Origin of the sequence: Photorhabdus heterorhabditis (assembly GCF_018448905.1) — a bacterium.
GTDB lineage: Bacteria > Pseudomonadota > Gammaproteobacteria > Enterobacterales > Enterobacteriaceae > Photorhabdus > Photorhabdus heterorhabditis.
Map to the genome: position 1 here is coordinate 23,369 of NZ_RCWA01000004.1, position 24,857 is coordinate 48,225.

A 24,857-nucleotide genomic window follows, 5' to 3' on the forward strand; every position below is an offset into this window, starting at 1 on the left:
TCATGTTATTTATTTAGCTATTTTTCTCTATTTTTACTGAATTTTTCCTGATATAAAAAGCTTTTAGCCCGAATATTTCATTGCAAGGATTCAGTTATAAATTATTTGCTTTGCGATATTGGTGTGTAACAAGGTATATTGATGATTAATTGTCGAATTTTCAACAATAAATGAGGGAAAACATGCGAATTAAAGTTTTGTTCAGTGCTTCAGCATTGTTACTGTTAGCAGGATGTACCGCCACTAACCAATTAACTTCCAGTGGCTCACAGATTCGTTTTGTTGATACTAAGCCAGGCAGCGAGTGTCAGTTATTAGGTGAAGTGACAGGCATTCAAAGTAACTGGATTGGTGTAAGTAATGAAAGCAGCTCAATGCGCGGTGCAGCTAATGATTTGCGTAATAAAGCCGCAGCTATGGGCGGAAATGTGATTTATGGTGTAACCAGCCCAAGTGAAAGTCTATTATCAAGCTTTGCTCCATTAGACAGTAAAATGGTTGGTCAAGTTTATAAATGTCAGTAATGGTATTCAGGTTTTGAATGGCATGCCCGGTAAGAAAGTACCCGGGCATGAGTTTTTGTCACTTTTGCTTTAATCCCAAATCTAATGGTGTTTTACTCGATTCTCCACCGATTTCTCTCGCTAGGCGTGGCACTAAGTAACCTGAAACTTTTGTCAGTAATTCCCGGATAATTTCTCTGGCTTCCTCATCACTTACCATAAAGTGAGCGGCACCTTGCACTTTATCGAGTACATGAATGTAGTAAGGCAAAATTCCTGCATCAAATAGAGCGTTGCTCAGATCAGCTAGCGTATCAGAATGATTATTGACACCACGTAATAGCACACTTTGGTTCAGTAACGTAATGCCTGCGCGTTTCAGTAACATCATGCTGTTTCGTAAAGATTGATCGATTTCATTAGCATGATTGATGTGTGTCACCATGATCACCTGTAATCTTGATTGGGCCAGCCGATTGCAAAGCGTAGTTGTGATCCGAGCAGGAATAACCACGGGTAGACGGGTGTGAATACGCAGTCGTTTGATATGAGAAATCTTTTCCAGGTTGCTGATCAGCCAATCCAATTCGTGATCTTTTGCCATTAATGGATCGCCGCCAGAGAAAATGATCTCATCAAGCTCAGGATGTTGTTGAATGTAATTTAATGCTTGCTGCCAGTTGCGTTTATTACCTTTGTTATCCTCATATGGGAAATGACGACGGAAACAATAACGGCAGTTAACCGCGCATCCTCCTTTAACCAGCAATAATGCGCGGTTACGGTATTTATGTAACAAACCGGGAACAGCACTGCGTTGTTCATCCAGAGGATCGGTAGAAAAACTGGGTGCAATGTTGAACTCTTCCGCTGCTGTTATGACTTGTAGTAACAGTGGATCATAAGGATCGCCTGCTTGCATACGGGCAGCAAAAGCTCTGGGTACCCGTAGTGGAAACAGGCGACGTGCGCGGCTTCCTTTGGTCAACTCCGGGTGTTCATGTAAAGATAATAATTGTAATAATTCATCAGGATCAGTAATAACATCTGTAAGTTGTTTCAACCAGTCTTCTCTGATGACGATCTTTGGGGTTATAATGTGCGCCATTTTTTGGCTAAGCCATTTTGTTTAAATTAGAGGGTCTCCATGGCTACTTATAGTACCAATGAATTCCGTTCAGGTCTTAAAATCATGTTAGATGGCGAACCGTGCGCTATCCTTGAGAGTGAATTCGTAAAGCCGGGTAAAGGCCAGGCGTTTGCCCGCGTTCGTATCCGCAAGCTAATTTCCGGTAAACTGTTAGAAAAAACTTTCAAATCTACTGACTCTGTAGAATCTGCTGATGTGATGGATATGAACCTAGCTTACCTGTATAACGATGGTGAGTTCTGGCACTTCATGAACAACGAAACCTTTGAGCAGTTAGCTGCTGATGAAAAAGCAGTTGGCGAAAACGCGAAATGGTTGGTTGAACAGGCGGAATGTATCCTGACGCTGTGGAATGGTCAGCCTATCTCTGTAACTCCACCAAACTTTGTTGAATTGGAAATCACTGATACCGATCCAGGTTTGAAAGGTGACACTGCTGGTACAGGTGGTAAACCCGCAACTCTGAGTACTGGCGCTGTGGTTAAAGTACCTCTGTTCGTACAAATCGGCGAAGTGATCAAAGTAGATACCCGTTCTGGTGAATACGTTTCCCGTGTGAAATAACCGTTGACGGCAACGGGATTTAGTAAAAACCGCAGTTTTGGCAACAGGCTGCGGTTTTTCTTAATTGATGAGCAATGTGTAAGGGATAAGCTTTATATCTCTGGATTATCGTAAAATCGCGCTATTGATACCGTGATTTTACGCAATTATAATCTGCTTTCACTTCTAATGGTTATCTAGGACGACCTAGGTATACTGCCGTTTCTTGGGGACGACCCCGCAACTCTAGGGGACGTTGATATGTCCTGGTTTATTCTTGTTATTGCTGGTTTATTTGAAATCGTCTGGGCGGTAGGTCTGAAATACACGCATGGTTTCACTCGCTTAATGCCAAGTCTTATGACAGTCAGTGCTATAGCGCTTAGTATGGGATTGCTTGCGTATGCAATGAGGGGATTACCTGTAGGTACAGCCTATGCCGTGTGGACTGGAATAGGCGCAGTGGGTACTGCCATTTTTGGTATCATCGTGTTGGGTGAATCTGCGAGTATCGCCAGAATATTGAGCCTCGTTCTGATTGTTTCTGGTATTATTGGTCTGAAATTGACCAGTTAATTTTAAACTGCACTCCAAAGGCTTGGGTGAAGAGTAAATAATCTCGGATGGTAGCCTAAGAGCCTTCACATATGAAAGTCACTTAAAGTAAAGGATATATACCCGTTATCTTTCAAGCTGCTGCTTTGTTGGCTGCGTTTACTTACCCCAGTCACATAGTTATCTATGCTCCTAGGGGGGCGTTCACTTGCCGTCGCGATCCATCTTGAAATCCATTGGGTATAGATCTGAAAAGGTACTGATAAGTTAAAGGCCGGGGTTGATTGGCCTTTAACTCATTACAGTTCGATTACAGTGTGAAAACCCCGATAGTAGCAATAACACTCAGAATTGCTGCCATGCCGTAGAAGACCCATTTACCCGCAGGGATATGAATTTTCAAGTCATGCATACCGTGGTGGATACGATGTAAACCGCACCATAGCGGCAGAATGATCATCAGCAATAAGAAAGCACGGCCAATGAAGCTCTGGCAGAAGATCAGGATTCGCTCATAGCTTAATGCTGTTGGTGCTATTCCCAATGGTAAAAGGATTGCTATCAGTAAAATAATGGCTGGGGTTACAATTGCGCCCCACATACCGCCAGCACCAAATAATCCCCAGAAAATCGGTTCATCGGAACGTTTAGGTATTTGATTCATCAGATCCTCCCTGGGATTAAAGTAAGGCTATGCCTAAGATGATAGCGGTGACGATAATGGTAATAGTCCATAGCAGCTTGATCACAGGTTCAGGCCCCATCTTTTCACCTTTTATCACTACGTTAGCTGCTTTGGGTGCCAGTTCAAACCAAGTTTTGGTATGCAGTAGAGCGCCCAGTAGAGTGATGAGGTTAATCAGTAAGATCACGGGATTTTGCAGGAATGCGACAAATCCATCCCAGCTCTGTGTGCCACCTTTCAGAGCGAATACACCGTATATCAATAAGATACTGAACCACACCGTAGTAACCGCAGTACTTTCACGGAGAATATAGAAGCGGTAAAAGCCCAGTTTTTGCCACCAGTTGGGAGCTATACTGCGAACATAAGGTTTACGTTTGGTCATCATTGTATATTTCTCCCCTTACTGTGGTTTCAGCATGGCGATCATGAAGTCTTTAGCACTTTCGATCTTGCCTTGTTGAATTGCAGCGGCCGGATCGACATGTTTCGGGCAAACTTCAGAACAATAGCCAACGAAAGTACAGCTCCATACGCCATTTTGGCTGTTAAGTTGCGGCATACGCTCTTTCTTACCGCGGTCACGATTGTCAAGATTGTAACGATGAGCCAGAGTGATCGCCGCTGGGCCGATAAATTCAGGGTTCAAACCAAATTGAGGGCAAGCGGCATAGCACAAGCCGCAGTTGATACAGCCGGAAAACTGATGGTATTTTTCCATCTGTGCTGGAGTTTGAATATTCGGACCTTCAGACGGTTTACGGTCGTTTCCGATGATGTATGGCTTGATGGCTTCCAGGCTTTCAATGAAGTGAGTCATATCAACGACCAAATCACGCTCAATAGGGAAGTTAGCCAATGCTTCAATTTTCATGCCCTGTGGATAATCACGTAGGAAGGTTTTACAGGCCAATTTGGGCACACGCTCAACCATCATACCGCAAGAGCCACAGATAGCCATACGGCAGGACCAGCGGTAAGAGAGGTCGGGAGCCAGATTGTCTTTAATGTAACCTAACGCATCAAGCAGGGAGGTTTGATCATCGTAAGGAACTTCATAGGCTATAAAATGGGGCTCATGGTCACTTTCCGGGTTATAGCGCATGACCTCCATTCTCAGGGTTTTCATATCAGCCATTCGCCTGCTCCTTATGCTCTTTCTCTTGTGCTGCGGCTTCACCGCCGTACACGCGTTTTGCTGGAGTAGATTTGGTAATTTTTACGTTGCTATATTTTAGGCCAGGTGTGCTGTCAGGCTTATAGAAAGCCAACGTATGTTTCAGGAAGTTTTCATCATCACGTTCGGTACAACCTTCATCCAGACGTTGATGTGCACCACGGGATTCTTTTCGGTTGATTGCAGAGTGAATCATACATTCGGCGACTTCCAGACCGAAACCAAGTTCAATGGTATATAGCAGATCAGTGTTGAATACACTGGTGTTATCAGTAATCTGAACGTGTTTAAAGCGATCTTTTAGCTCGGCAATCTTATCAACAGTTTTCTGCATTAATTCAGGGGTACGGTAGATACCGCAGCCTTCTTCCATAGAAAGCCCCAATTCATTGCGGATCTTAGACCAACTTTCAGTACCTTTTTGTTTTAGCAGATTGTTAAGACGCGCTATGACATCATGTGCTTGAGTATCCAGTGCATGATTGTTAGCCGACGTTGCCTGCTGAGCGTGTTTCACGGCTTCTTCACCCGCCAGACGGCCAAAGACCACTAGTTCAGCCAAAGAGTTGGAACCAAGGCGGTTTGCACCATGTAGACCAACAGAAGAACATTCGCCAACAGCAAACAGTCCTTTAATACGGGTTTCACACTTCTGGTCAGTTTCGATACCGCCCATGGTGTAATGTGCGGTAGGGCGAACCGGAATGGGTTCTTTCACCGGATCAACGCCAACATACGCTTTTGCCAGTTCACAAATAAAGGGCAGGCGCTCAAGTAATTTCTTCTCACCTAGATGGCGTAGATCCAGATAAACCACATCGCCACGTTGAGTCGAAATTGTACGACCGGCACGCCATTCATGCCAAAAAGCTTGAGAAACTTTGTCACGGGGACCTAGTTCCATATATTTGTTTTCAGGTTTGCCTAATGGAGTTTCAGGGCCGAGGCCATAATCTTGTAAATAGCGGTAGCCATCTTTGTTGACCAGAATTCCACCTTCACCACGACAACCTTCTGTCATTAGGATACCGGAACCTGGCAGGCCGGTTGGATGGTACTGAACAAATTCCATATCACGTAGTGGTACACCATGACGGAATGCCATGCCCATGCCATCACCAGTCACGATACCGCCGTTAGTATTGTAACGGTATACGCGACCTGCCCCACCGGTTGCCATAATAACGGCATTGGCCCGGATTTGAATTTTGGTGCCTTCCATCATATTTAGTGCAACTAAGCCACGAGCTTGTCCTTCATCTACTAGGATGTCGAGGACAAAATGTTCGTCAAAACGTTGAATCTGCGGGTACTTAAGAGAGGTCTGGAATAGGGTATGTAGCATATGGAAGCCAGTTTTATCCGCCGCAAACCAGGTACGTTCTATCTTCATACCACCGAAACGACGCACGTTGACGGAACCATCTTCTCTACGGCTCCATGGGCAGCCCCATTGCTCCAGTTGGATCATTTCTGTCGGGCAATGTTCGACAAAGTATTCAACGACATCTTGTTCACACAGCCAGTCACCACCGGATACCGTGTCATTGAAATGGAAATCATAGGAGTCGTGAGCTTGAGTGACTGCGGCTGATCCGCCTTCTGCTGCCACCGTGTGGCTACGCATTGGGTAGACTTTTGAGATCAAAGCAATCTTCATTTGAGGATTGGCCTCAGCGGCGGCAATTGCCGCCCGTAGACCTGCGCCCCCGGCTCCGATAATAGCGAGATCGGCATTAAAGGTTTGCACTGTGCTTCTCCATTGTTCAAGTGAAATGAGTCAGTAATCAAAAGCGTTATAACTATCCATAAATGTTGTTGTTATTGTTTATCATATGGCAGGATTCTGTAGATAAAATCTGTGCTTTGACGATTAAGGATAGTTATTTGTTACTTTTTTGTCTGGGATTAAGTATAGCGAATTGCAAATGGGGGAAATTTGATATGAAAGGGGGTTTTGTTGGATTTGATTATGAATATACCCGTTATCTTTCAAGTTGCCTCTTGGTGGGCGGCACTCACTCACCCCGGTCACATCGTTATCTATACCTTTCATCTTTCAAGCTGCTGCTTTGTTGGCTGCGTTCACTTACCCCAGTCACATCGTTATCTATGCTCCTGGGGATGCGTTCTCTTGCCGCCGCGATCCATCTTGAAATCCATAAGGTATATATTGATCTAAAACAAAAATTGGCCCTTTTTTCTTTGCATTCATCTTAAGGATTAATTGTTTAGATATTTTAATTGATTCTATTATCCAGAATTGGGTTGTAGAGTGATAACCTAGAGAGGGAGTATTAATTGATTTGATGATATAATACTATGAAAGTTTAATGATATTCGAAAGTAGTATTTTTAAAATAATATGATTGTCAACTAAATATATAAAATAAATAATCAGTTATTTTAATTAGTTAATTCAGGATGGTTGTTAAAATTATTAATTATATTTTATAGTTGTTTTTATTGATTGTTAATTATTATTCTGAATTTAAGATTAAAAAGTTATGAGCAGAGAGGGAATATCTGTGATTATTTATCTTGAAGCTGTAAGATAAAGATAAAGATAAAGATAAAGATAAAGATAAAGATAAAGATAAAGATAAAGATAAAGATAAAGATAAAGATAAAGATATATTTTTCCATTAAATACTAGTTGTCTATGATTATTTTTATATTTTAAAATGATAACGATAATTTAATGAAAATTAATTTTCATAGGCATTATTTTTGTAGTGGTCGGATAAAACTGACCACTTTTTATTTTTAAATATATTTATAGTGTGCTGTTATTTTAATTTTAAATAACAATATTACTTGAAATAAATATAAAATATATTTTATTATTTAAAGATAATATTAGTTGTATATATTCAACAAAGAGATTTTATACCCAATAGTGATAGTAAAAAATGGAGTATTAATATGATGTTATACCCTTCATCTTTCAAGCTGCTGCTTTGTTGGATGCGTTCACTTGCCGCCGCACTGCAACTTGAAATCTATTGGGTATATATAATTAATTCAATTGAATATATATGAACAGGATAATATTATGGAATTATTAAGCGGTACTATCGCATTACAGGCAGATAATGGGCTGTTTTTGAGTCGAATTGATCGGGGAGGGGGCGGAATTGATTTTATTGAAGCGAATAAATCTACTGTTGATATTTACTCAAAATATTATTTAACAAAGATTAACTCTAATAAAATAGCGCTTCGTGCAAATAATGGTCTCTATTTAAGTCGATTTTCTCTGGTTTGTGGTGATTATATTGTTGCTGTGAGATCGAGTGTTGATATTTATTCTGTTTTTACAGTAGAGTATATCGATAATAATATGATAGCCCTGTGTGCCGATAATGGTAAATATCTTAGTCGGATCAATTCAGGAGGTATTTTTAGCTATATTAAACCGGATAGAGACGATGTGGATATACATTGCCAGTTTAAGGTAATAAAACTATGAATGGTTAAACAGTGATTCTTGTTTATATTAATTTATTGGTGGTCAGGTAAATCTGATCACTGTTTTAATATATCAGATGAAAAGATTAATTATTGCTTGTATACCTGTTATCTTTCAAGTTGCCTATTTGTTGGCTGCGTTCACACACCCCGGTCACAGAGTTATTGAAATCTATTGGGTATAAATAATTCATAATGTGTTTTTAGTGTTATTGATAACATTATAATTAATCAAATTAAATTATTCTTCACTTTTATTATAATATCTTATTTTTTTAATTTAAATATGATAATTATCTCTTGTTATTTTATAAATGACAGTGTGGATTGAATTATGATTTTCTCTAATATTAAGAATAAAGATGAAATATATCTTGTTGTTTAACAATAATGGTATATATTCAATAAAGGAATTTTATTTTCATAGGAATAGAAAGTTGATATGGTGTTTAAATGATATTTTATAAGTAATTAATTTAAGAAATTAAATATATTTAAACAGGAGGATGTCATGGCATTACCTGATCATACTATCGCATTGCAAGCAGATAATGGACTCTATTTGAGTAGATTCAGTCAGGGGAAAATTAATTACATTCAGGCTGGTAGATATACTATTGGTGCTTCTTCCCGGTATATCGTGGAACTATTTGATGCTCATACGATGGCGCTTCGGGCAGACAATGGGCTATATTTGAGTCGGATTCTTCGACCTAGCGGTAGTTATATTGAAGCTGCAAAATCAAGTATTGATGTTTATTCTAAGTTTACTGTAGAAGATGTCGAAGCTAATGTGGTAGCTTTGCGTGCAGATAATGGAAAATATCTAAGTCGGATCAATATAAAAGGTATTAATTATATTAAACCGGATAAGACCTATATAGACGCGTATTGTCACTTTAAATTGATAACGCTGTTAGAGTAAATCGTGATCTTGATTGGCTCGGGCTTTGTCGTGGTCAGGTAAAATCGATCACGTTCCAACGGTAATATTTTGGCGATAACTAATAGTTATATACCCAATAGATTTCAAATTGCAGCACGGCGGCAAGTGAACGCAGCCAACAAAGCAGCAACTTGAAAGATGAAGGGTATATGTCTGGATGTTACGAATCTATTGTAGTTTTGATTTAGAAAAAATTAAGTCGTTCCGAGATGATCAGACGGTAATGATTTGTCTGATATGTGTGATGCAGGTAGACTGCACGTTTTGTTTTATTTTGGAGTCATTTACATGAGCGACACAGCAAACTGGCAACCAAGTGCTCCTATCGCTAACTTGTTGAAACGAGCGACTATTTTAGCTGAAATACGACGCTTTTTCGCAGATCGCGGGGTATTGGAAGTCGAAACACCGGCTATGGGGCAGTCTACAGTGACTGATATCCACTTGTTTCCTTTTCAGACAGAGTTTGTTGGTCCTGGTGCTTCAGATGGTATGACTCTTTATCTGATGACAAGCCCAGAATACCACATGAAACGTCTACTGGCGGCAGGAAGTGGTTCTATTTACCAGCTCAGTCGCAGTTTCCGTAATGAGGAAGCGGGCCGTTATCATAATCCTGAATTTACCATGTTGGAATGGTACCGGCCTCACTATGATATGTACCGCTTGATAAATGAGGTGGATGACTTACTTCAGCAGATACTTGACTGCGAAAGTGCGGAATTACTCTCTTATCAGCAAGCTTTCTTGCGTTATCTGGATATTGACCCATTGTCCGCAGAGAAAGAAAAATTGCGTGAAGTTGCCGCCAAACTGGATCTGAGCAATATTGCTGATACAGAGGAAGATCGGGATACTTTATTGCAACTTTTGTTTACCGTCGGCGTTGAGCCGCATATCGGTATTGAAAAGCCAACTTTTATTTACCATTTCCCGGCTTCTCAGGCTTCTTTGGCTGAAATCAGCAAAGAAGATCACCGGGTTGCAGAGCGTTTTGAGGTCTATTTCAAAGGTGTTGAATTGGCAAATGGCTTCCGGGAATTGACTGATGGTGATGAACAACGTCAGCGTTTTGAACAGGATAATCGTAAACGCGTAGAGCTGGGTTTACCTGTGCGTCCAGTTGATGAAAATTTGCTTGGCGCTCTGAAACAGGGAATGCCTGAGTGTGCAGGTGTGGCGCTTGGCGTTGATCGTTTGGTAATGCTGGCTTTAGGGGCAGAAAAGCTCAGTGATGTTATTGCTTTTTCGGTAAGTAAGGCATAATTATTAAACGATAGGGCGCTGATTGAAGCGCCCGTTTGCATCTACTTATGCTGTTTTTGCAGGAATTTCACACCTAAATCAGGGAAATCGGTGAATGCGCCGTCTACATCCGCCTGATTATAAATGATATCGAAAAGCTGATCGCCATTGGTGGCGTATTTAGGCAGTTTATCAACCCGAATGGAGTATGGGTGGACTTCTACATTGTTAGCGTGAGCATCTTTCACCATACCAGTTAATTTAATATTGGTTGGTGTAGAACTCTCATCCACAATCATATGGTAATCAGGACCAATGCCATCAGCATATTCTGCTATTTTTTTCATTGCTCCTGGTTTAAACATCCAGTCATAGCTGTAATTTATCCAGTTACCGTTTGGTTTTTGTTCATAGGTTTCATTCCAGTTGGTATAAGCAATAAGTTGAACCAGCTTTAAATCCATTCCCAGTTTGGGTTCCAACACGTTTTTGATGCGTTTAAGTTCGTTGGCATCGAAACATTGCAAATAGACTTTATCGCTTTTCTTGGTGTAGCCATATTCTTTCAACACTGTCAGTACCTTAGTGGAAATATCTTTACCTTCCTGCTGGTGGAACCACGGTGCTTTGATTTCAGGGTAGATACCAATGTTTTTGCCAGTAGATTTGTTCAGCCCCTGAATAAACTCGATCTCTTCTTGAAAAGTGTGAATTCGGAAATCAGATTTCCACATCGGAAAACGATGGGTATAGGTCTGTACACGCTTGTTATTTTTAATCTCGAAGCCTTCCGTGAATTTCAATGACTTGATTTCAGACAAGGTGAAATCGATGGCATAGTAACGTCCGTCTTGACGAGCATGGTTAGGGAATTTATCTGCAACGTCAGTTACGCGATCAAGGTAGTGATCATGAAGTACCACCAACTCATTATCTTTAGTCATAACCAAATCTTGTTCCAAATAATCGGCACCTTCAGCATAAGCCATAGCCTTAGCAGGTAAGGTGTGTTCAGGTAAATATCCGCTTGCGCCGCGATGGGCGATCACAATCTTATCTGCCGCTTGAACTATGCCTGACATAGAGGATGCTAAAATAATGCCCGTTACCATGGTTTTTATTGGAGTTCGCATATGTGTTTCTCCGTTTTAGTAATGAGATTGTTGTGCTGTGTTAACCATGTTTCTTAGCTGAAATGAAAGATTAAAAAACCGTAGCATAAACAATGCTACAGTTTAATTATAAGTGATATACCATGATTTGGTGGGAGTAATTAGCTGTGCTGACGGGCTAATTCTTGTTTGTACTTGTTTTCGTTAATCATAACAATCAACAATAGAATAACAGACAAGGCACTTCCGCCTATCATAACCATAAAGCCACCGTCCCAGTCGAAGAAGTCAACGGTGTAACCGACAATGGCACTAGCCGCAACTGAGCCACCTAAGTAACCGAACAAGCCAGTGAAGCCAGCGGCTGTTCCCGCAGCTTTTTTAGGGGCTAGTTCAAGAGCGTGCAGGCCGATCAGCATAACTGGACCATAGATCAGGAAGCCAATAACCAGCATACAAGCCATATCTACATTTGGGTTACCAGCCGGGTTCAGCCAGAATACAATCGTTGCGATAGTGACCAGGGTCATAAAGAAGACGCCGGTTGCACCTCGGTTGCCTCTAAATACTTTGTCTGACATCCAGCCACACAGTAGAGTGCCTGGAATACCTGCATATTCGTACAGGAAGTAAGCCCATGAAGATTTGTCTAACGCAAAGTGTTTGGCTTCACGCAGATAGGTTGGTGACCAGTCAAGAATACCGTAACGCAGCAAGTAAACGAACACGTTGGCAATGGCAATCATCCACAGCAGTTTGTTCGGCAATATATACTGCATAAAAATCTGTTTGGCGGTTAATTCTTTTTCGTCTTTTTCTGTGTAGTCAGGTGGATAATCGTTTTTATACTCTTCAACTGGTGGCAGGCCACAAGATTGTGGTGTGTCACGCATTAGAGCAAATGCGATCAGAGCAACCAAGATTGCAGCGAAAGCGGGCATATAAAGTGCCGCTTTCCAGTCATTGAACCACGCCATACCTAGCAGGAACAGTAACGGTGGCAAACCACCACCGACATTATGTGCGCAGTTCCAGATAGAAACGATACCGCCACGTTCTTTCTGTGACCACCAGTGAACCATAGTACGGCCACAAGGAGGCCAACCCATACCCTGGAACCAACCACATAGGAACAGCAGCACGAACATGACAGCAATACTGGAAGTTGCCCAGGGTACGAAACCCATGAATAGCATAACAACCGCCGCGAGAATCAGACCGGCTGGTAAGAAGACCCGAGGGTTGGAACGATCGGATACAGAACCCATGATGAATTTGGAGAAGCCGTATGCGATAGAGATCCCTGATAGTGCGAAACCGAGATCACCTTTGGAAAAACCTTGCTCAACCAGATAAGGCATTGCCAGAGCAAAGTTCTTCCTTACCAGATAATAAGCGGCATAACCAAAGAAAATCCCCATAAAAATTTGCCAGCGTAGACGGCGATAGACTGGATCTATCTGTGTTGTTGGCAGTCGGGGCTTATGAAGCGCCGGCTTGAAAATACTTAACATATTTTGCCTCCGATGGCTTATCTAGTTATATGAACAACTTACCGGTTGACTAATGCCACCGGATGGGAAAACGAAAATTTTTGTAAGTAGTTATTTTCTATAACGAAAATTATGATAATCGAAATAACCCAATCTAATCTGTGAGATAAGACTCAGTTGTTAAAGGTGTTTTGCCCAAGCAACAATTCTGAGTGATTTGTTAACTTTTTAAAACGTACTTTACCAATGAAATTGTGACTGGCGTCACAATAACGAGCTTTACTTAATTGTTGGTGAGCGTTTTTAGTTCGTTTTTGTTCTTTTTCAAACAAAGACCACAGTTTTTATGCATATTTTGTTGCTGGATATCTATCCTGACAGACATTGGGAGCTTCTCAATTGATAGCGAATGAATAATCGATTTTGACGATAAACAGACTGCTTTGACGGTATACTAATGATCTGCCAGACTCATAATTTATACAGTTGTATAGCTGATATACAAGTGGAGGAACCATGACGACACGTTATGATAGCGACTTTTATGGTTGGACTCAGGAGCAAGCTGGCTTGCTTCGTTCCGGCAATTTGAGCCAGTTAGACACGGAAAACCTTTTGGAGGAGATCGAAAGCATGGGGAATAGCCAAAGAAACGAGTTGGAATCTCGTCTTGAGTTGCTGTTTCTTCACCTTCTAAAATGGCAGTTCCAATCTGAACGGCAAGGGCGAAGCTGGAAACTTACGATTGAAGAGCAGAGAAGAAAAATAGCCCGTCGTTTTAAAAGAAGTCCTAGCTTAAAATCAGAACTTAGTGAAATGCTATTTGATGCCTATGGTGATGCTATGATTGCCGCTGAACGGGAAACTAATATTAGGCGTCGTGTATTCCCTGAAACTTGTCCCTGGACGTTTGAACAAATAATGGATGAGAATTTCTGGCCTGAATGATTTCGATAAATTTGTTTATCTGACGCACTGTGGTTTTGAGCAGTGCGTTTTTTGTCTCTCGTTTTTGACGGTATGTTAATAATCTGACAGACTCATCGATTATATAATTGTATAGCTGATATGCCATATGCCAAGTGGAGGAGCCATGACAACACGTTATAATAGCGACTTTTATGGTTGGACTCAGGAGCAGGCAAACCTCATCCGTTCCGGCCACATTGATATGCTGGACACTGAAAATCTTTTGGAGGAGATTGAGGCTATGGGGCGTAGTGAGCGACGGGAATTCGAATCGCGTCTCGAAGTTTTAATCGCTCATTTACTGAAATGGAAATACCAACCTGTAAGGCGAAGTCGTAGTTGGACATTAACGATTAATGTTCAGCGTAAAAAAGTGAATCGTTGTTTGAAGGAAAGCCCCAGTCTAAAGCACCGACTCGTTGAATCGTTCAGAGATGCTTATGATGACGCTGTATTACTCGCGTCAAAAGAGACTGGCATGATGGAAGATGCTTTTCCTGAAACCTGTCCCTGGACGTTTCAACAAATAATAGATAATGATTTCTGGCCTGAATAACCCTGATGAACTTGTTTCTTATCTGACGCACTGACTTTGATCAGTGCGTTACTGTGGTTGTCAAAAAAAGCGGACAATTTGCCCGCTTCTTCCAGTCTTAATACAGCCAGTCGCGTCCCATTCGGTCAGCAGCCAGAATAGCGGCGTACACTTTTTCCGGTGTAACTTCAAAAGGCATGTTGTGAATAGTTTCGCCTTCAGCGCAACTGGCTTTCGCTACTGCCATCACTTTTTCTTTCAGTTTTTCGCCGTCTTTCACGCCAAGCTGATCCAGAGTGACAGGTAGCCCTACTTGTACACAGAAATCGAGCACAGTATCTAATTCTTCATTTGGACTGTTTTCCAACACGAGTTGGACTATTACTCCGAAAGCAACTTTTTCGCCGTGGTACATATGGTGGCACTCTTCCAATACGGTAAAGCCATTGTGTACGGAATGTGCGGCGGCTATACCTGTATTTTCAAATCCCAGACCACTTAGGTAAATGCTGGCTTCGATAACATTTTCTACCGCCGGCGTACTGACCCCTGCGTCAACGGCCAATTTTGCTTTATAACCCTCTTCTAACAAGGTTTCGTAACATAGATGGGCAAGAGCCATTGCTGTGCGGGATATCCCGCCACCTGTCATTCTCGGTTTATGGGCAGTGTTACAGCTGCGGGCTTCAAAATAGGTAGCCAGTGAGTCTCCAATTCCGGCAACCAGAAAGCGGGTTGGTGCTTTGGCGATAAGAGCAGTATCTACCAGTATAATATCTGGGTTTGTTGGGAAAAAGAGATAATCTTCATATTCGCCATCATCAGTATAAATAACAGATAGAGCACTGGTTGGGGCATTAGTGGAGGAGATAGTGGGTGCAATTAGAATAGGTAGCTTGGATTCGTAGGCAACCACTTTTGCCGTATCCTGTACTTTACCGCCACCGATACCAATAACCGCTTGGCACTCATTTTTTTTTAGAATGTCAGACAGACGTTGAATCTCATTACGGCTACATTCACCACCAAACACTTCAAAATGGCTAGTAATATCATATTCTTCTAGGCTGTTATGAACGGTATCTCCTACCAATTTCATTGCTGAGTTACCCATAATAACGAACACATGGTCGGCAATGGTTTTTGTGTATTTACCAATGGAGAGCAGGGCGTCAGGCCCCTGAATATATTTGGATGGGGCTTGGATAACTTTCAGCATAGAAATACTCCTTTTGTGGAAATTCAATGCCTGTTTACCACATAAATTTTCTTGGCAAACAGAGAAACGGGTTTCGAATGAAAAAAGTACTTATTTACTCAACTGGTTAACACTATATGATAAAAAGTAATGATCAGTTACGGATAAAAAAACTGTTATACCCGTTTTATAGAGGGAAATGTGCATTTTTTTGATCTACGCCCGATATCTACCGGGCATATAAGGATCAGCGAACCTGGATATGAGAGTGATCAGCCTGATAAGCAAAAAAGTACTTTAGAATCAAATTCAGTAAAATACCGTAAGCTGGTAGGAAAAATAATAAGCAGATTAATAGCTTGAAGCAGTAATCAACTAATCCAATCTCGACCCAGTTTGCGGCCATAAAAGCATCGGTACTGCGGTAAAAGGCAATAAAGAAGAAAGTTAGAGTATCAAGTAAGTTGCCGAAGAACATTGCCGCTGCTGGGGCAATCCACCAGTTACGTTTTCGCCGCAGACGGTTAAAGACGTAGACATCCAGTACTTGCCCAAGCAAATAGGCCATAAAACTGGCGCAAGCGATACGAGCAACAAATAGATTGAATTCAGACAACGCAGTGAACCCTTGCCATATTCCCTGAAAAAACAGGGCAGAAATAACATAAGAGATCAGTAAAGCTGGGATCATAACGGTGATAATGATTCGTCTTGCAAGTGACGCATGATAGATACGAACAGTTAAATCTGTTGCAAGGAAAATAAATGGGAAAGTAAATGCTCCCCAAGTGGTATAGAAACCAAAGATAGAAATAGGTAATTGCACCAGATAATTACTGGAAATAATAATCAGGATATGAAATAACGAAAGCCAAATCAAAGCAGCTGTTCGCTGTGATGTCGTAAATGAAAGCATATTGTACCTTTTTGGATAATGGGGTGAGGGAACCCAATGAAATACCTGCCGCTTTAACTGACGGCGCCGCGCATGATACGTCGGTTGTACATAAAATCAAGATGCTTGCCTGTAAAGTTCATTTTTGGATAGCCTTTTTATAATATATACCTTATGGATTTCAAGATGGATCGCGACGGCAAGGGAGCGAATCCCCGGGAGCAGAGATAACTATGTCATAGAGAACTCTGTGACCGGGGTGAGTGAGTGCAGCCAACAAAGAGGCAACTTGAAAGATAACGGGTATAATCAACTTTCATCAGTTGCTTGGAATTACAGAGATAGTTATGCCAGATGTTTTTGCCAACCCAGATAAAACCCTTGATACACAGGGGCTTCGTTGCCCTGAGCCTGTGATGATGGTACGGAAAACCGTGCGTCATATGGAAGCAGGGCAGATGTTACTCATTCTTGCAGATGATCCGGCGACTACACGCGATATTCCCAGTTTCTGCCGTTTTATGGAGCATCAGCTTGTTGCGCAAGAAACGGAACAAATGCCTTATCGCTATTTGGTTCGGAAAACAGAGAGTTAACTTTGGGCATGAAAGGGATTTATTATTTGTTGATGTAAATGCTCTTGGTAATTGGTTTTATTGACTTGGTCTGTGGCAACAAGCCAAGAATATGGGGTAGCTTTTGGGATAAACCCCATATCCTTTAAGAAGTTGAGGACTGGCATTAATCGTAAAATGGTTTTGTTATTTCACTTTAATTCTCAGTAACCTTACTGCGTTTGCCGTTACCAGAGCTGTAGCGCCAGAATCAGCTAATACTGCCATCCACAGGCCAGTGATACCGAGTAGACTAGTGATAAGGAAAATCCCTTTTAGTCCTAGTGCAATAGCTATATTTTGGCGGATATTATTATGAGTTGCGCGAGACAGGGCGATTATTTCTGATAAACCTGTCAGACGGTTGTGGGTCAATGCTGCATCTGCGGTTTCTAATGCAACATCAGTCCCACTCCCCATTGCGACACCGATACTGGACGCTTTCATTGCTGGTGCATCATTAATGCCGTCACCAACCATCATTGTGCTGTGGTTTTTATTCAATTCCATGATAACGTTGACTTTATCTTCTGGCATTAACCCAGCACGGAAATCCATTCCTAACTGACTGGCAATTGCAGTTGCAGCACGTGGGTTATCACCTGTCAGCATCACTGATTTGATACCCTGACTTTTCAGTAAATGGATGGCATCTATCGCATCTTGACGTAATGTGTCTTGCATAGCGATAAGTCCAATGAATTGCTCGTTATGCATCACGGCAACAACAGTTTTTCCACCATCTTCCAACTGAATAATTTTTTGTTTCCAATCATCAGATAAAGTATTCTCCGGCAGCTTGCCCGGTGTACTGACTAAGATGCGTTTACCCTCTAATTGACCTTCAACACCGATACCTGCCAGTGCTTTACGATGTTCAGCTTCAATCACATTAACGTTTTTACTTTTTGCATGTTGCAAAATAGCTTTAGCCAGTGGGTGATGGGAGCCACTTTCCACGGCAGAGGCCAGAGCTAATAGCTGAGATTCACTGATATTCTCCGCTGACTGTATATCAGTGACTTGTGGCTTGCCGGCTGTCAGCGTACCTGTTTTATCAAAAGCGATAGTTGTGATTCGACCGAGTTGTTCCAGTGCAGCACCGCCTTTAATTAGTGCACCACGGCGGGTTGCTGCAGCCAGGGCAGAGGTGATTGCGGCTGGTGTAGAAATTACCAATGCGCAAGGACAACCAATTAGTAACAGAGTAAGACCACGGTAGATCCAAGTTTCCCACGGTTGGCTGAATACAGTAGGTGGAATAATGATAACCAATGCAGAGAACAGCATAATCAACGGAGTATAAATCCGGCTGAAACGGTCAACAAAGCGCTCAATAGGGGCGCGGCGTTCTTCTGCTTCTTCAATCAGTTGCAGGATGCGATCAATGGCATTGTTACCTTGTTCAGACAATACTTTCATTTGTACTGAACGATCTACGGACAAACAACCTGCCGGAACTTTTTCTCCCTGCATGCGTTCAACCGGGATGGATTCTCCTGTCAGGGCACTTTCATCAAAGCTGGCGAATGAGTTGAGTAATTCTGCATCGGTTGGTAAACGTCCCCCCGGTGCAATTTCAATAATATCGCCAGGGCGAAGATCGGCGACCGGAACAGTTTTTCTTTCACCATTTTTTACCAACAGAGCCTCTTCTGGAACTAACGCCATTAAAGCACTAACCCCTCGACGCGCACGGCCAGCAGCATAAGATTCTAGCATTTCACCAAGCATAAACAGCAGGAGTACCATTGCCGCTTCAGCGGTGGCGTCAATAAACAGTGCACCGATTGCAGCAACGCTCATTAGTGTTTCAATGGCAAATGGTGTACCTGATCGTATGAGCTTCCAGGCTTTGCTAACAATAGGTACCAATCCAATCAAGGTGGTGATAATAAAGGCAATGCGGCCAAATGGGGCATTGACATTGGAGATTCCCCAGCTTAGTAGCATCATCAGTGAAAGAATGGCGATTGGTGCAAATTCTTTCCAGCGGCTGCCTTTTGGTGCTTTCTGATTTGCATTTGGGGTGTGAAGTTTAAATCCAGCTTGGTTGACAGCTTGGATGACTGTTGAACGTATATCTGTATCGGCATCTACAACCAGTTTTTCAGTTGCAAACAGGACCTTGACTTGTTTCACTTCTGGAATTCTTCTGACTGCCGTTTCAATTTTACGTGCACAGCTTGCGCAATCCATACCATTCACAACCCAACTAAAACGCTGGCTTGCCAAAAGCTCGGGTATCAGTGTTTCTTGTGTATCATGGGAATGACTGTGCTCATGTGAACAGGCCCCATCATGTTTATGTGAATGTTCACTAACATGTTGAGCTTGCTCTGTGCAGGCGGTAGTCGTACAACAGCTTCCATGATGATGGTTATGTTGATGGGTGTTATTTTTGTTTGAATTTGAGTACATGGGCTCCCCCTTACAGAGTTAATTCACATATGATGACTAAACTCTACACTTTGGAGCCTACTCCAGAGTCAAATAAAAAAGAGAAAATAAATTGGTAAATTGTGCAACTAAGTGTTGACACTGATTTTCATCTGCAATATCGGCTTCATGATGCAAAGCTCTTTTGTGAGTGTATTTTTACGTTGAAAAGGTAAATACAGTTATAGTTATTATCCTTGATAATATTTTTATTGACTTATTTTTTATTATGTGAAATAAGTGAATTGTTGTGAATTTGTTAATGATATTTATCAATATTCTTGTTTCGGGAGGGGAAAAATGATCAGTATCGCTTCTAACTAATTGCGTCAATAATGATTATGTCTTATGCCGTAGAAGATTATTTCTACGGCATAGTACCGAACATATAAATAGAGGGGGGGTTATGGTTAAGATTGCTAGATATATTCAAGCTGGAAGGTTTGAATCTGGTGGGATTTTTGGCGTAGGTTCTAATCAAGTACTCATACCACAGAAGAAGCGATTTGAATCTTTAGTTAAAATCGCTTCTTTTTTAAAAAGAGAAACGGATAGTGATAACCTCTATGAATACATAAAGAATAACGTTAGTGGTGTAAGTGAGGATGATATAAATTTCTCCCTTTCTCTTTTTAGGGAGAAAAATTCACTGATGAGTTCTTCATATTTTAACTCTGATGATAGGTATAGTAGAAACGTACTCTATTATCATTACTTAGGTGCTAACTCTAAAGAAGTTCAGGAAAAAATAAGTAAATCAAAAGTTACCATTATAGGATGTGGGGGGATAGGGAATCATATTTCATATCTTTTGGCGACCTCTGGAGTTGGTACTATATCTATAGTTGATAGTGATATAATTGAGATAAGTAATTTAACTCGGCAAGTCTTATTTTCGGAAAAAGATGTTAATTTTCTTAAAATTGACATATTAGAAAGAGAGTTATTAAAAAGAAATTCAGAGCTAAATGTAAAGAAGGTGAATTTAGAGATAAAACATAAGGATGATTTGTCTAAAATAGAAAAATCTGACCTTTTTATTGTATCCGCTGATACTCCATTTGAACTTATTAATTGGGTTAATGATTATTGTTTTGAAAAAAAACAACCTTATTTAAACGTTGGGTATATAAATGACATATCTGTTATAGGTCCTTTTGTCATTCCAGGAGAAACAGCTTGTTTCAGTTGTTCTAAGGTAGTGCCTGATTACGCCTGTGATGATGAACTACAAGATAATTTGGCAACAATAAATTCTGATTTCAAAGCTGCTACTTTCCCCAGTGTCAATGGGGTAGCTGCTTCATATGCTTTTGGGGATGTTATGAAATTCTTAGGTGGGTATGGTGAAATACTTAGCAAGAATAGAAGAATTGGAATTCACTCTCGTAAAATAAAAATAGAAACACAAGAAATACCTAAAAATGAAAGGTGTAATATATGTGGTCTTCAACCAAAATAATAATAACATATTCTGTTATTTTTAATTCTTTGAGGATGCTCATTGGCGCTACTTCATCGATTTATCTTTTAAGCAAAGGCGTATCTCTTGTTGATCTTGGTTTAATGAAGACCATGCAGGCCTGCGTTTTTTTTATATTGGATATACCAACGTCTTATCTTGCTGATAGGATCAGCCGAAAATATGCGATATCTCTTTCTGTCTTCTTTGGTGGAGCTTGGCTTGTTTTAACGGGGGTTTCATCCCATTTATATGGTTTTTATCTGGCCGAATTTTTTAACGCAATTTCTTTGACGATAATAGGTGGAACATATAATTCATACTTGATTGATGTATATAAATCAGAGGGTGGTAAAGACACTCATCGGATACTGGGAATTAACGGTAAATATCATTATATGTCTATGGCTATTGCTGCTATGATTGGCGCTGCAATAGGTGATATAGGTTCACGATGGATATGGATTCTTGCTGGAATAGGTAGTTTTATATTGATGTTTTTTTCCTTTTTTCTTCCTGAATCAAAGGTTAAATTAGTCAATGGGAAAAAATCAGGGTTAATGAATGATATAAAGGAGATATATTCTCTTTTAATTAAAGGGAGTAAAGACTTCTTATTCGTATTTTTCGCTGTCGTTTCAAATATAGTGTATTTTCAAATATTACTCCAATATTGGCAACCTTATGCTTTTTATGGATTTTCTGGTGGAGTTAAAGGTTCTTTGTCATATGGAATATTATTTGTTTTTATTCTTATGTCTCAATCTGTCGCAGGATGGATCATCAGTAAAATCAGTGACAATAGAAAACTGATTTGGTTTGGCTTACTTTTGATGTTTGTTTCCACAGGAATATGCCTGTTAGGCGGGGAGAGTTATCCATACTTAATACCTGTAGCCTTAATTTTTATGTTTGGTAGTAATCAATATCTAACAATGGGGCTGAGAGCCGTTTATCATGGCTATTTTGATGCCAGTTTGAGGTCAACATTTGACTCTTTATTATCGACATTTGCACGCTTAATCGTTTTGATACTTTTTCCGGTGGTTGCATATCTTACGGAAATTTTTGGATGGCAAATAATGTCATATTCACTCATTATTTTGTCTTCAATGGTTATTTATCTTTATGTGTTTAGCCTGAAATTATCGCTCAGGTAAACACACTAAGGATCTCTTCCAACGCAGAATTAAAATAAGCGGGTGGCTATAAACGAATGGTGGCATCTATTATGCTTATTTCGTTTTCTCCAGTTTGCTTGTGACTACAAGTGAGCATTTCCCGCTAATTGGTTTATTTTTTTAGCTGCTTTTTCTGCATTGCCAATAGCTCAAAGACACCAAAAAAGAAAATCTTTGTTTGCATCAAGCCAGAAAGTTTTTGGTCTTTGGGCTGACTGGATTTTAGAAGTAGCATCTGAAATGCATGCATGACTACCGTGAAAATCATGGCGATATCCATAAAATACTTCAATGGTTTTGGAAATGGATGGATTAGGTTAAATATCAAAAATCCCCAAACGCAGACCATTAATAGTTTTCCCAGTTGAATAAACATCAGTGTGCTCCCAAAGATAATTATGCGGGTAAGTAACGAATATAAAGCCGATATGCGACTTGTCCGGCAACTTTTTCACGATGAAGTTGCCAGTTAGCAGGAACATCTGCCGCTGCTGATTCGGATTCGGCCTCAACATAGATCCAACTTTTATCGGCTAACCAACCCTGCTGTTCCAATAATTTTATGGTTTTGGCAAGCATTCCTTGACGGAAAGGTGGATCAAGGAAAATCACATCACAGGGTGTCCCCGGTTGAGATAAATAGTTTAATGCGCTGTCGTTAATAATTTCGGCATTTTTGGCGCCGAGAAGAGCCAGATTAGCAGAAAGTTGTTTTGCTATATTTCGTTCATATTCAATAAGTATCGCTTGTTTTGCATAACGGGAAAGTGCTTCTAACCCAAGAGCTCCGCTTCCTGCATAACAATCCAGGCAGCGCGCTTCCTGAATCACTGGAGCCAGCCAGTTAAACAGAGTTTCTCTAACGCGATCTGTAGTTGGGCGTAATCCGGGGCTATTCGGTACAGGCAATTTCCGGCTTCGCCATTTTCCACCAATAAGGCGGATTTGTCCCATAGATTGTTGTTGTGATTTTTTTGCCATAATTTATGTAACTTAATAATTTGTCATCAGATAAACCGATAACGTACTTTTAAAGGTGCCATGAAAGTGTCGAATAAGAAAAGACTTGTTAAACTTTGCTGGCGTTAATTTACCACGGAATTCGTGATTGATATGTGTTGCGTTACTATGAAAATGTTAGACTGCATCTAATTTCGTTATTATTCACTGTTATAACGCCATGATTTAACCTTGAGGAGTGTAGTGGCTGATGGCAAAAGAGAAAAAAAGAGGCTTTTTCTCCTGGTTCGGGCGTGGTCGTCAGGAAGAACAGCAAAAAGAAGAACAATTGGCCGTAGAGCAAGCGGAACAACAGCGTCTTGCTGAGGAAGCGGCAAGATTAGCCGCAGAGCAGGCAGAACAACAGCGTCTTACTGAGGAAGCGGCAAGATTAGCCGCAGAGCAGGCAAAGCAACAGCGTCTTGCTGAGGAAGCGGCAAGATTAGCCGCAGAGCGGGCAGAGCAACAACGTCTTGCTCAGGAAGCGGCAAGATTGGCCGCAGAACAGGCAGAGCAACAGCGTCTTACTGAGGAAGCGGCAAGATTGGCCGCAGAACAGGCAGAGCAACAGCGTCTTGCTGAGGAAGCGGCAAGATTAGCCGCAGAGCAGGCAGAGCAACAGCGTCTTGCTGAGGAAGCGGCAAGGTTAGCCGAAGAGCAGGCAGAGCAACAGCGTCTTGCTGAGGAAGCGGCAAGGTTAGCCGCAGAACAGGCGGAACAGCCAAAGCCAGTTGTATCAAAGGAACAGGAACGCCCGACTAAGGAAGGATTTTTCACGCGTTTGAAACGTAGTTTGGTTAAAACTCGTCAAAATCTAGGGTCCGGTTTTCTCAGCTTGTTCAGTGGTAAAAAGATCGATGATGATCTATTCGATGAATTGGAAGAACAATTGTTGATTGCTGATGTTGGTGTCGATACTACTCGCAAAATCATTGGCAGCTTGACGGCCCATGCTAGCCGTAAAGAGCTGAAAGATGCGGAAGCGTTGTATGCCAAATTAAAAGAAGAGATGTCTGGTATTCTAGCTAAAGTTGATAAGCCACTGGATATTGAAGGAAAAACACCGTATGTCATTCTGATGGTTGGTGTTAATGGTGTTGGTAAAACTACAACGATCGGTAAATTGGCACGTCAGTTTCAGGCACAAGGTAAATCTGTCATGTTGGCGGCTGGGGATACTTTCCGTGCAGCCGCAGTTGAACAGTTACAGGTGTGGGGGGAACGCAATCATATTTCTGTGGTAGCGCAACATACCGGTGCTGATCCGGCTTCTGTGATTTTCGATGCTATGCAATCAGCTAAAGCTAAAGGTGTAGATATATTGATTGCAGATACCGCAGGCCGTTTGCAAAATAAATCTCACTTGATGGAAGAGTTGAAGAAAATTGTTCGGGTGATGAAAAAACTGGACGAAGATGCTCCACATGAAATTATGCTGACATTGGATGCCAGTACCGGTCAGAATGCGATAAGTCAGGCTAAACTGTTCCATGAAGCGGTTGGGCTGACAGGTATCTCATTGACAAAATTGGATGGTACTGCCAAAGGTGGTGTGATTTTCGCCATTGCTGATCAGTTTGAAATTCCTATCCGTTATATTGGTGTTGGTGAAGGCATTGAAGATCTACGGCCATTTAAGGCAGACGACTTTATAGAGGCTCTTTTTGCCCGAGAGGATTAATTAC

24 protein-coding genes are annotated in these 24,857 nt (G+C 41.2%); 12 read left to right on the plus strand and 12 right to left on the minus strand.

The annotated features are described in order from the left end of the window. The first annotated feature begins 182 nt into the window (after window positions 1–182). Window positions 183–524, plus strand: coding sequence for a DUF4156 domain-containing protein (locus EAE89_RS03485; protein ID WP_054480890.1), 342 nt, complete (start codon window positions 183–185; stop codon window positions 522–524). 58 nt (window positions 525–582) lie between these two features. Here EAE89_RS03485 and epmB read toward each other — a convergent pair whose 3' ends face one another. Then, a complete protein-coding gene (epmB, locus tag EAE89_RS03490; protein WP_054480892.1) occupies window positions 583–1,611 on the minus strand; it encodes an EF-P beta-lysylation protein EpmB in 1,029 nt (342 codons plus the stop codon). Window positions 1,612–1,650: 39 nt separating this feature from the next. On the opposite strand from epmB, the gene efp reads away from it, so the two are divergent. Both efp and sugE read left to right on the plus strand, forming a co-directional pair. Then, a complete protein-coding gene (gene efp, locus EAE89_RS03495; protein WP_054480895.1) occupies window positions 1,651–2,217 on the plus strand; it encodes an elongation factor P in 567 nt (188 codons plus the stop codon). Window positions 2,218–2,457: 240 nt separating this feature from the next. Continuing rightward, on the plus strand, window positions 2,458–2,772 hold the full coding sequence (gene sugE, locus EAE89_RS03500; RefSeq protein WP_054480897.1) for a quaternary ammonium compound efflux SMR transporter SugE: 315 nt from the start codon (window positions 2,458–2,460) through the stop codon (window positions 2,770–2,772). Between the two features lie 289 nt (window positions 2,773–3,061). Here the strand turns inward: sugE and frdD are convergent, their stop codons facing one another. Genes frdD through frdA form a run of 4 tightly spaced genes read right to left on the minus strand, consistent with a single transcriptional unit; the run spans window position 3,062 to window position 6,363 of the window. Next, complete coding sequence (gene frdD, locus EAE89_RS03505) at window positions 3,062–3,415, minus strand: fumarate reductase subunit FrdD (RefSeq protein ID WP_054480899.1); 354 nt, start codon at window positions 3,413–3,415, stop codon at window positions 3,062–3,064. Between the two features lie 16 nt (window positions 3,416–3,431). Next, complete coding sequence (gene frdC / locus EAE89_RS03510) at window positions 3,432–3,824, minus strand: fumarate reductase subunit FrdC (RefSeq protein WP_214085375.1); 393 nt, start codon at window positions 3,822–3,824, stop codon at window positions 3,432–3,434. A 15-nt stretch (window positions 3,825–3,839) separates the two neighbouring features. Further along, window positions 3,840–4,574, minus strand: coding sequence for a succinate dehydrogenase/fumarate reductase iron-sulfur subunit (locus EAE89_RS03515; RefSeq protein ID WP_149615872.1), 735 nt, complete (start codon window positions 4,572–4,574; stop codon window positions 3,840–3,842). Then, window positions 4,567–6,363, minus strand: coding sequence for a fumarate reductase (quinol) flavoprotein subunit (frdA, locus tag EAE89_RS03520; RefSeq protein ID WP_054480905.1), 1,797 nt, complete (start codon window positions 6,361–6,363; stop codon window positions 4,567–4,569). Before frdA ends, EAE89_RS03515 begins: the two co-directional genes overlap by 8 nt. A 1,305-nt stretch (window positions 6,364–7,668) precedes the next feature. Here frdA and EAE89_RS03525 point away from each other — a divergent pair. The 3 genes from EAE89_RS03525 to epmA all read left to right on the plus strand — a co-directional run bounded on the left by EAE89_RS03525 (window position 7,669) and on the right by epmA (window position 10,296). Beyond that, window positions 7,669–8,085, plus strand: a complete 417-nt coding sequence (locus EAE89_RS03525) for a fascin domain-containing protein (protein ID WP_054477149.1) — start codon at window positions 7,669–7,671, stop codon at window positions 8,083–8,085. 510 nt (window positions 8,086–8,595) lie between these two features. Then, window positions 8,596–9,009 (plus strand): fascin domain-containing protein, encoded by a 414-nt coding sequence (locus tag EAE89_RS03530; protein WP_214085376.1) that lies wholly within the window; start codon window positions 8,596–8,598, stop codon window positions 9,007–9,009. Between the two features lie 309 nt (window positions 9,010–9,318). Continuing rightward, window positions 9,319–10,296, plus strand: a complete 978-nt coding sequence (gene epmA / locus EAE89_RS03535; RefSeq protein WP_054477144.1) for an elongation factor P--(R)-beta-lysine ligase — start codon at window positions 9,319–9,321, stop codon at window positions 10,294–10,296. Window positions 10,297–10,337: 41 nt separating this feature from the next. Here epmA and glpQ read toward each other — a convergent pair whose 3' ends face one another. Continuing rightward, window positions 10,338–11,408, minus strand: a complete 1,071-nt coding sequence (gene glpQ / locus EAE89_RS03540; protein ID WP_214085377.1) for a glycerophosphodiester phosphodiesterase — start codon at window positions 11,406–11,408, stop codon at window positions 10,338–10,340. Window positions 11,409–11,548: 140 nt separating this feature from the next. Beyond that, the gene (gene glpT, locus EAE89_RS03545; RefSeq protein ID WP_054477140.1) at window positions 11,549–12,901 is read right to left on the minus strand and encodes a glycerol-3-phosphate transporter; all 1,353 of its coding nucleotides are present in this window, start codon (window positions 12,899–12,901) and stop codon (window positions 11,549–11,551) included. 495 nt (window positions 12,902–13,396) lie between these two features. Here glpT and EAE89_RS03550 point away from each other — a divergent pair, with 495 nt between their 5' ends. Beyond that, window positions 13,397–13,828: a DUF29 domain-containing protein gene (locus tag EAE89_RS03550; protein ID WP_214085378.1), complete on the plus strand. Its 432-nt coding sequence runs from the start codon at window positions 13,397–13,399 to the stop codon at window positions 13,826–13,828. Between the two features lie 145 nt (window positions 13,829–13,973). Next, window positions 13,974–14,405: a DUF29 domain-containing protein gene (locus EAE89_RS03555; RefSeq protein ID WP_054477136.1), complete on the plus strand. Its 432-nt coding sequence runs from the start codon at window positions 13,974–13,976 to the stop codon at window positions 14,403–14,405. 97 nt (window positions 14,406–14,502) lie between these two features. Here EAE89_RS03555 and EAE89_RS03560 read toward each other — a convergent pair whose 3' ends face one another. Next, complete coding sequence (locus tag EAE89_RS03560; protein ID WP_054477134.1) at window positions 14,503–15,603, minus strand: glycerol dehydrogenase; 1,101 nt, start codon at window positions 15,601–15,603, stop codon at window positions 14,503–14,505. Window positions 15,604–15,829: 226 nt separating this feature from the next. Continuing rightward, window positions 15,830–16,498 carry a 7-cyano-7-deazaguanine/7-aminomethyl-7-deazaguanine transporter gene (locus EAE89_RS03565; protein ID WP_054477132.1) on the minus strand — a complete coding sequence of 223 codons (669 nt, stop codon included), beginning with the start codon at window positions 16,496–16,498 and terminating at the stop codon, window positions 15,830–15,832. A 326-nt stretch (window positions 16,499–16,824) separates the two neighbouring features. Between EAE89_RS03565 and tusA the strand changes: the two genes are divergently transcribed. Next, window positions 16,825–17,073 carry a sulfurtransferase TusA gene (tusA, locus tag EAE89_RS03570; RefSeq protein WP_015835818.1) on the plus strand — a complete coding sequence of 83 codons (249 nt, stop codon included), beginning with the start codon at window positions 16,825–16,827 and terminating at the stop codon, window positions 17,071–17,073. Between the two features lie 165 nt (window positions 17,074–17,238). Here tusA and EAE89_RS03575 read toward each other — a convergent pair whose 3' ends face one another. Next, window positions 17,239–19,512: a zinc/cadmium/mercury/lead-transporting ATPase gene (locus EAE89_RS03575; RefSeq protein WP_149615871.1), complete on the minus strand. Its 2,274-nt coding sequence runs from the start codon at window positions 19,510–19,512 to the stop codon at window positions 17,239–17,241. A 424-nt stretch (window positions 19,513–19,936) separates the two neighbouring features. Here EAE89_RS03575 and EAE89_RS03580 point away from each other — a divergent pair, with 424 nt between their 5' ends. Further along, a complete protein-coding gene (locus EAE89_RS03580) occupies window positions 19,937–20,992 on the plus strand; it encodes a HesA/MoeB/ThiF family protein (protein WP_054477127.1) in 1,056 nt (351 codons plus the stop codon). Beyond that, a complete protein-coding gene (locus EAE89_RS03585; protein ID WP_054477125.1) occupies window positions 20,971–22,152 on the plus strand; it encodes an MFS transporter in 1,182 nt (393 codons plus the stop codon). The genes EAE89_RS03580 and EAE89_RS03585 overlap by 22 nt, the downstream gene beginning before the upstream one ends. 133 nt (window positions 22,153–22,285) lie before the next feature. Here EAE89_RS03585 and EAE89_RS03590 read toward each other — a convergent pair whose 3' ends face one another. Continuing rightward, window positions 22,286–22,549: a DUF1145 family protein gene (locus tag EAE89_RS03590; RefSeq protein ID WP_015835813.1), complete on the minus strand. Its 264-nt coding sequence runs from the start codon at window positions 22,547–22,549 to the stop codon at window positions 22,286–22,288. A gap of 20 nt (window positions 22,550–22,569) precedes the next feature. Then, a complete protein-coding gene (gene rsmD, locus EAE89_RS03595) occupies window positions 22,570–23,154 on the minus strand; it encodes a 16S rRNA (guanine(966)-N(2))-methyltransferase (protein ID WP_054477122.1) in 585 nt (194 codons plus the stop codon). Between the two features lie 229 nt (window positions 23,155–23,383). Here rsmD and ftsY point away from each other — a divergent pair, with 229 nt between their 5' ends. Then, window positions 23,384–24,853: a signal recognition particle-docking protein FtsY gene (ftsY, locus tag EAE89_RS03600; RefSeq protein ID WP_214085379.1), complete on the plus strand. Its 1,470-nt coding sequence runs from the start codon at window positions 23,384–23,386 to the stop codon at window positions 24,851–24,853. Window positions 24,854–24,857: the final 4 nt, after the last annotated feature.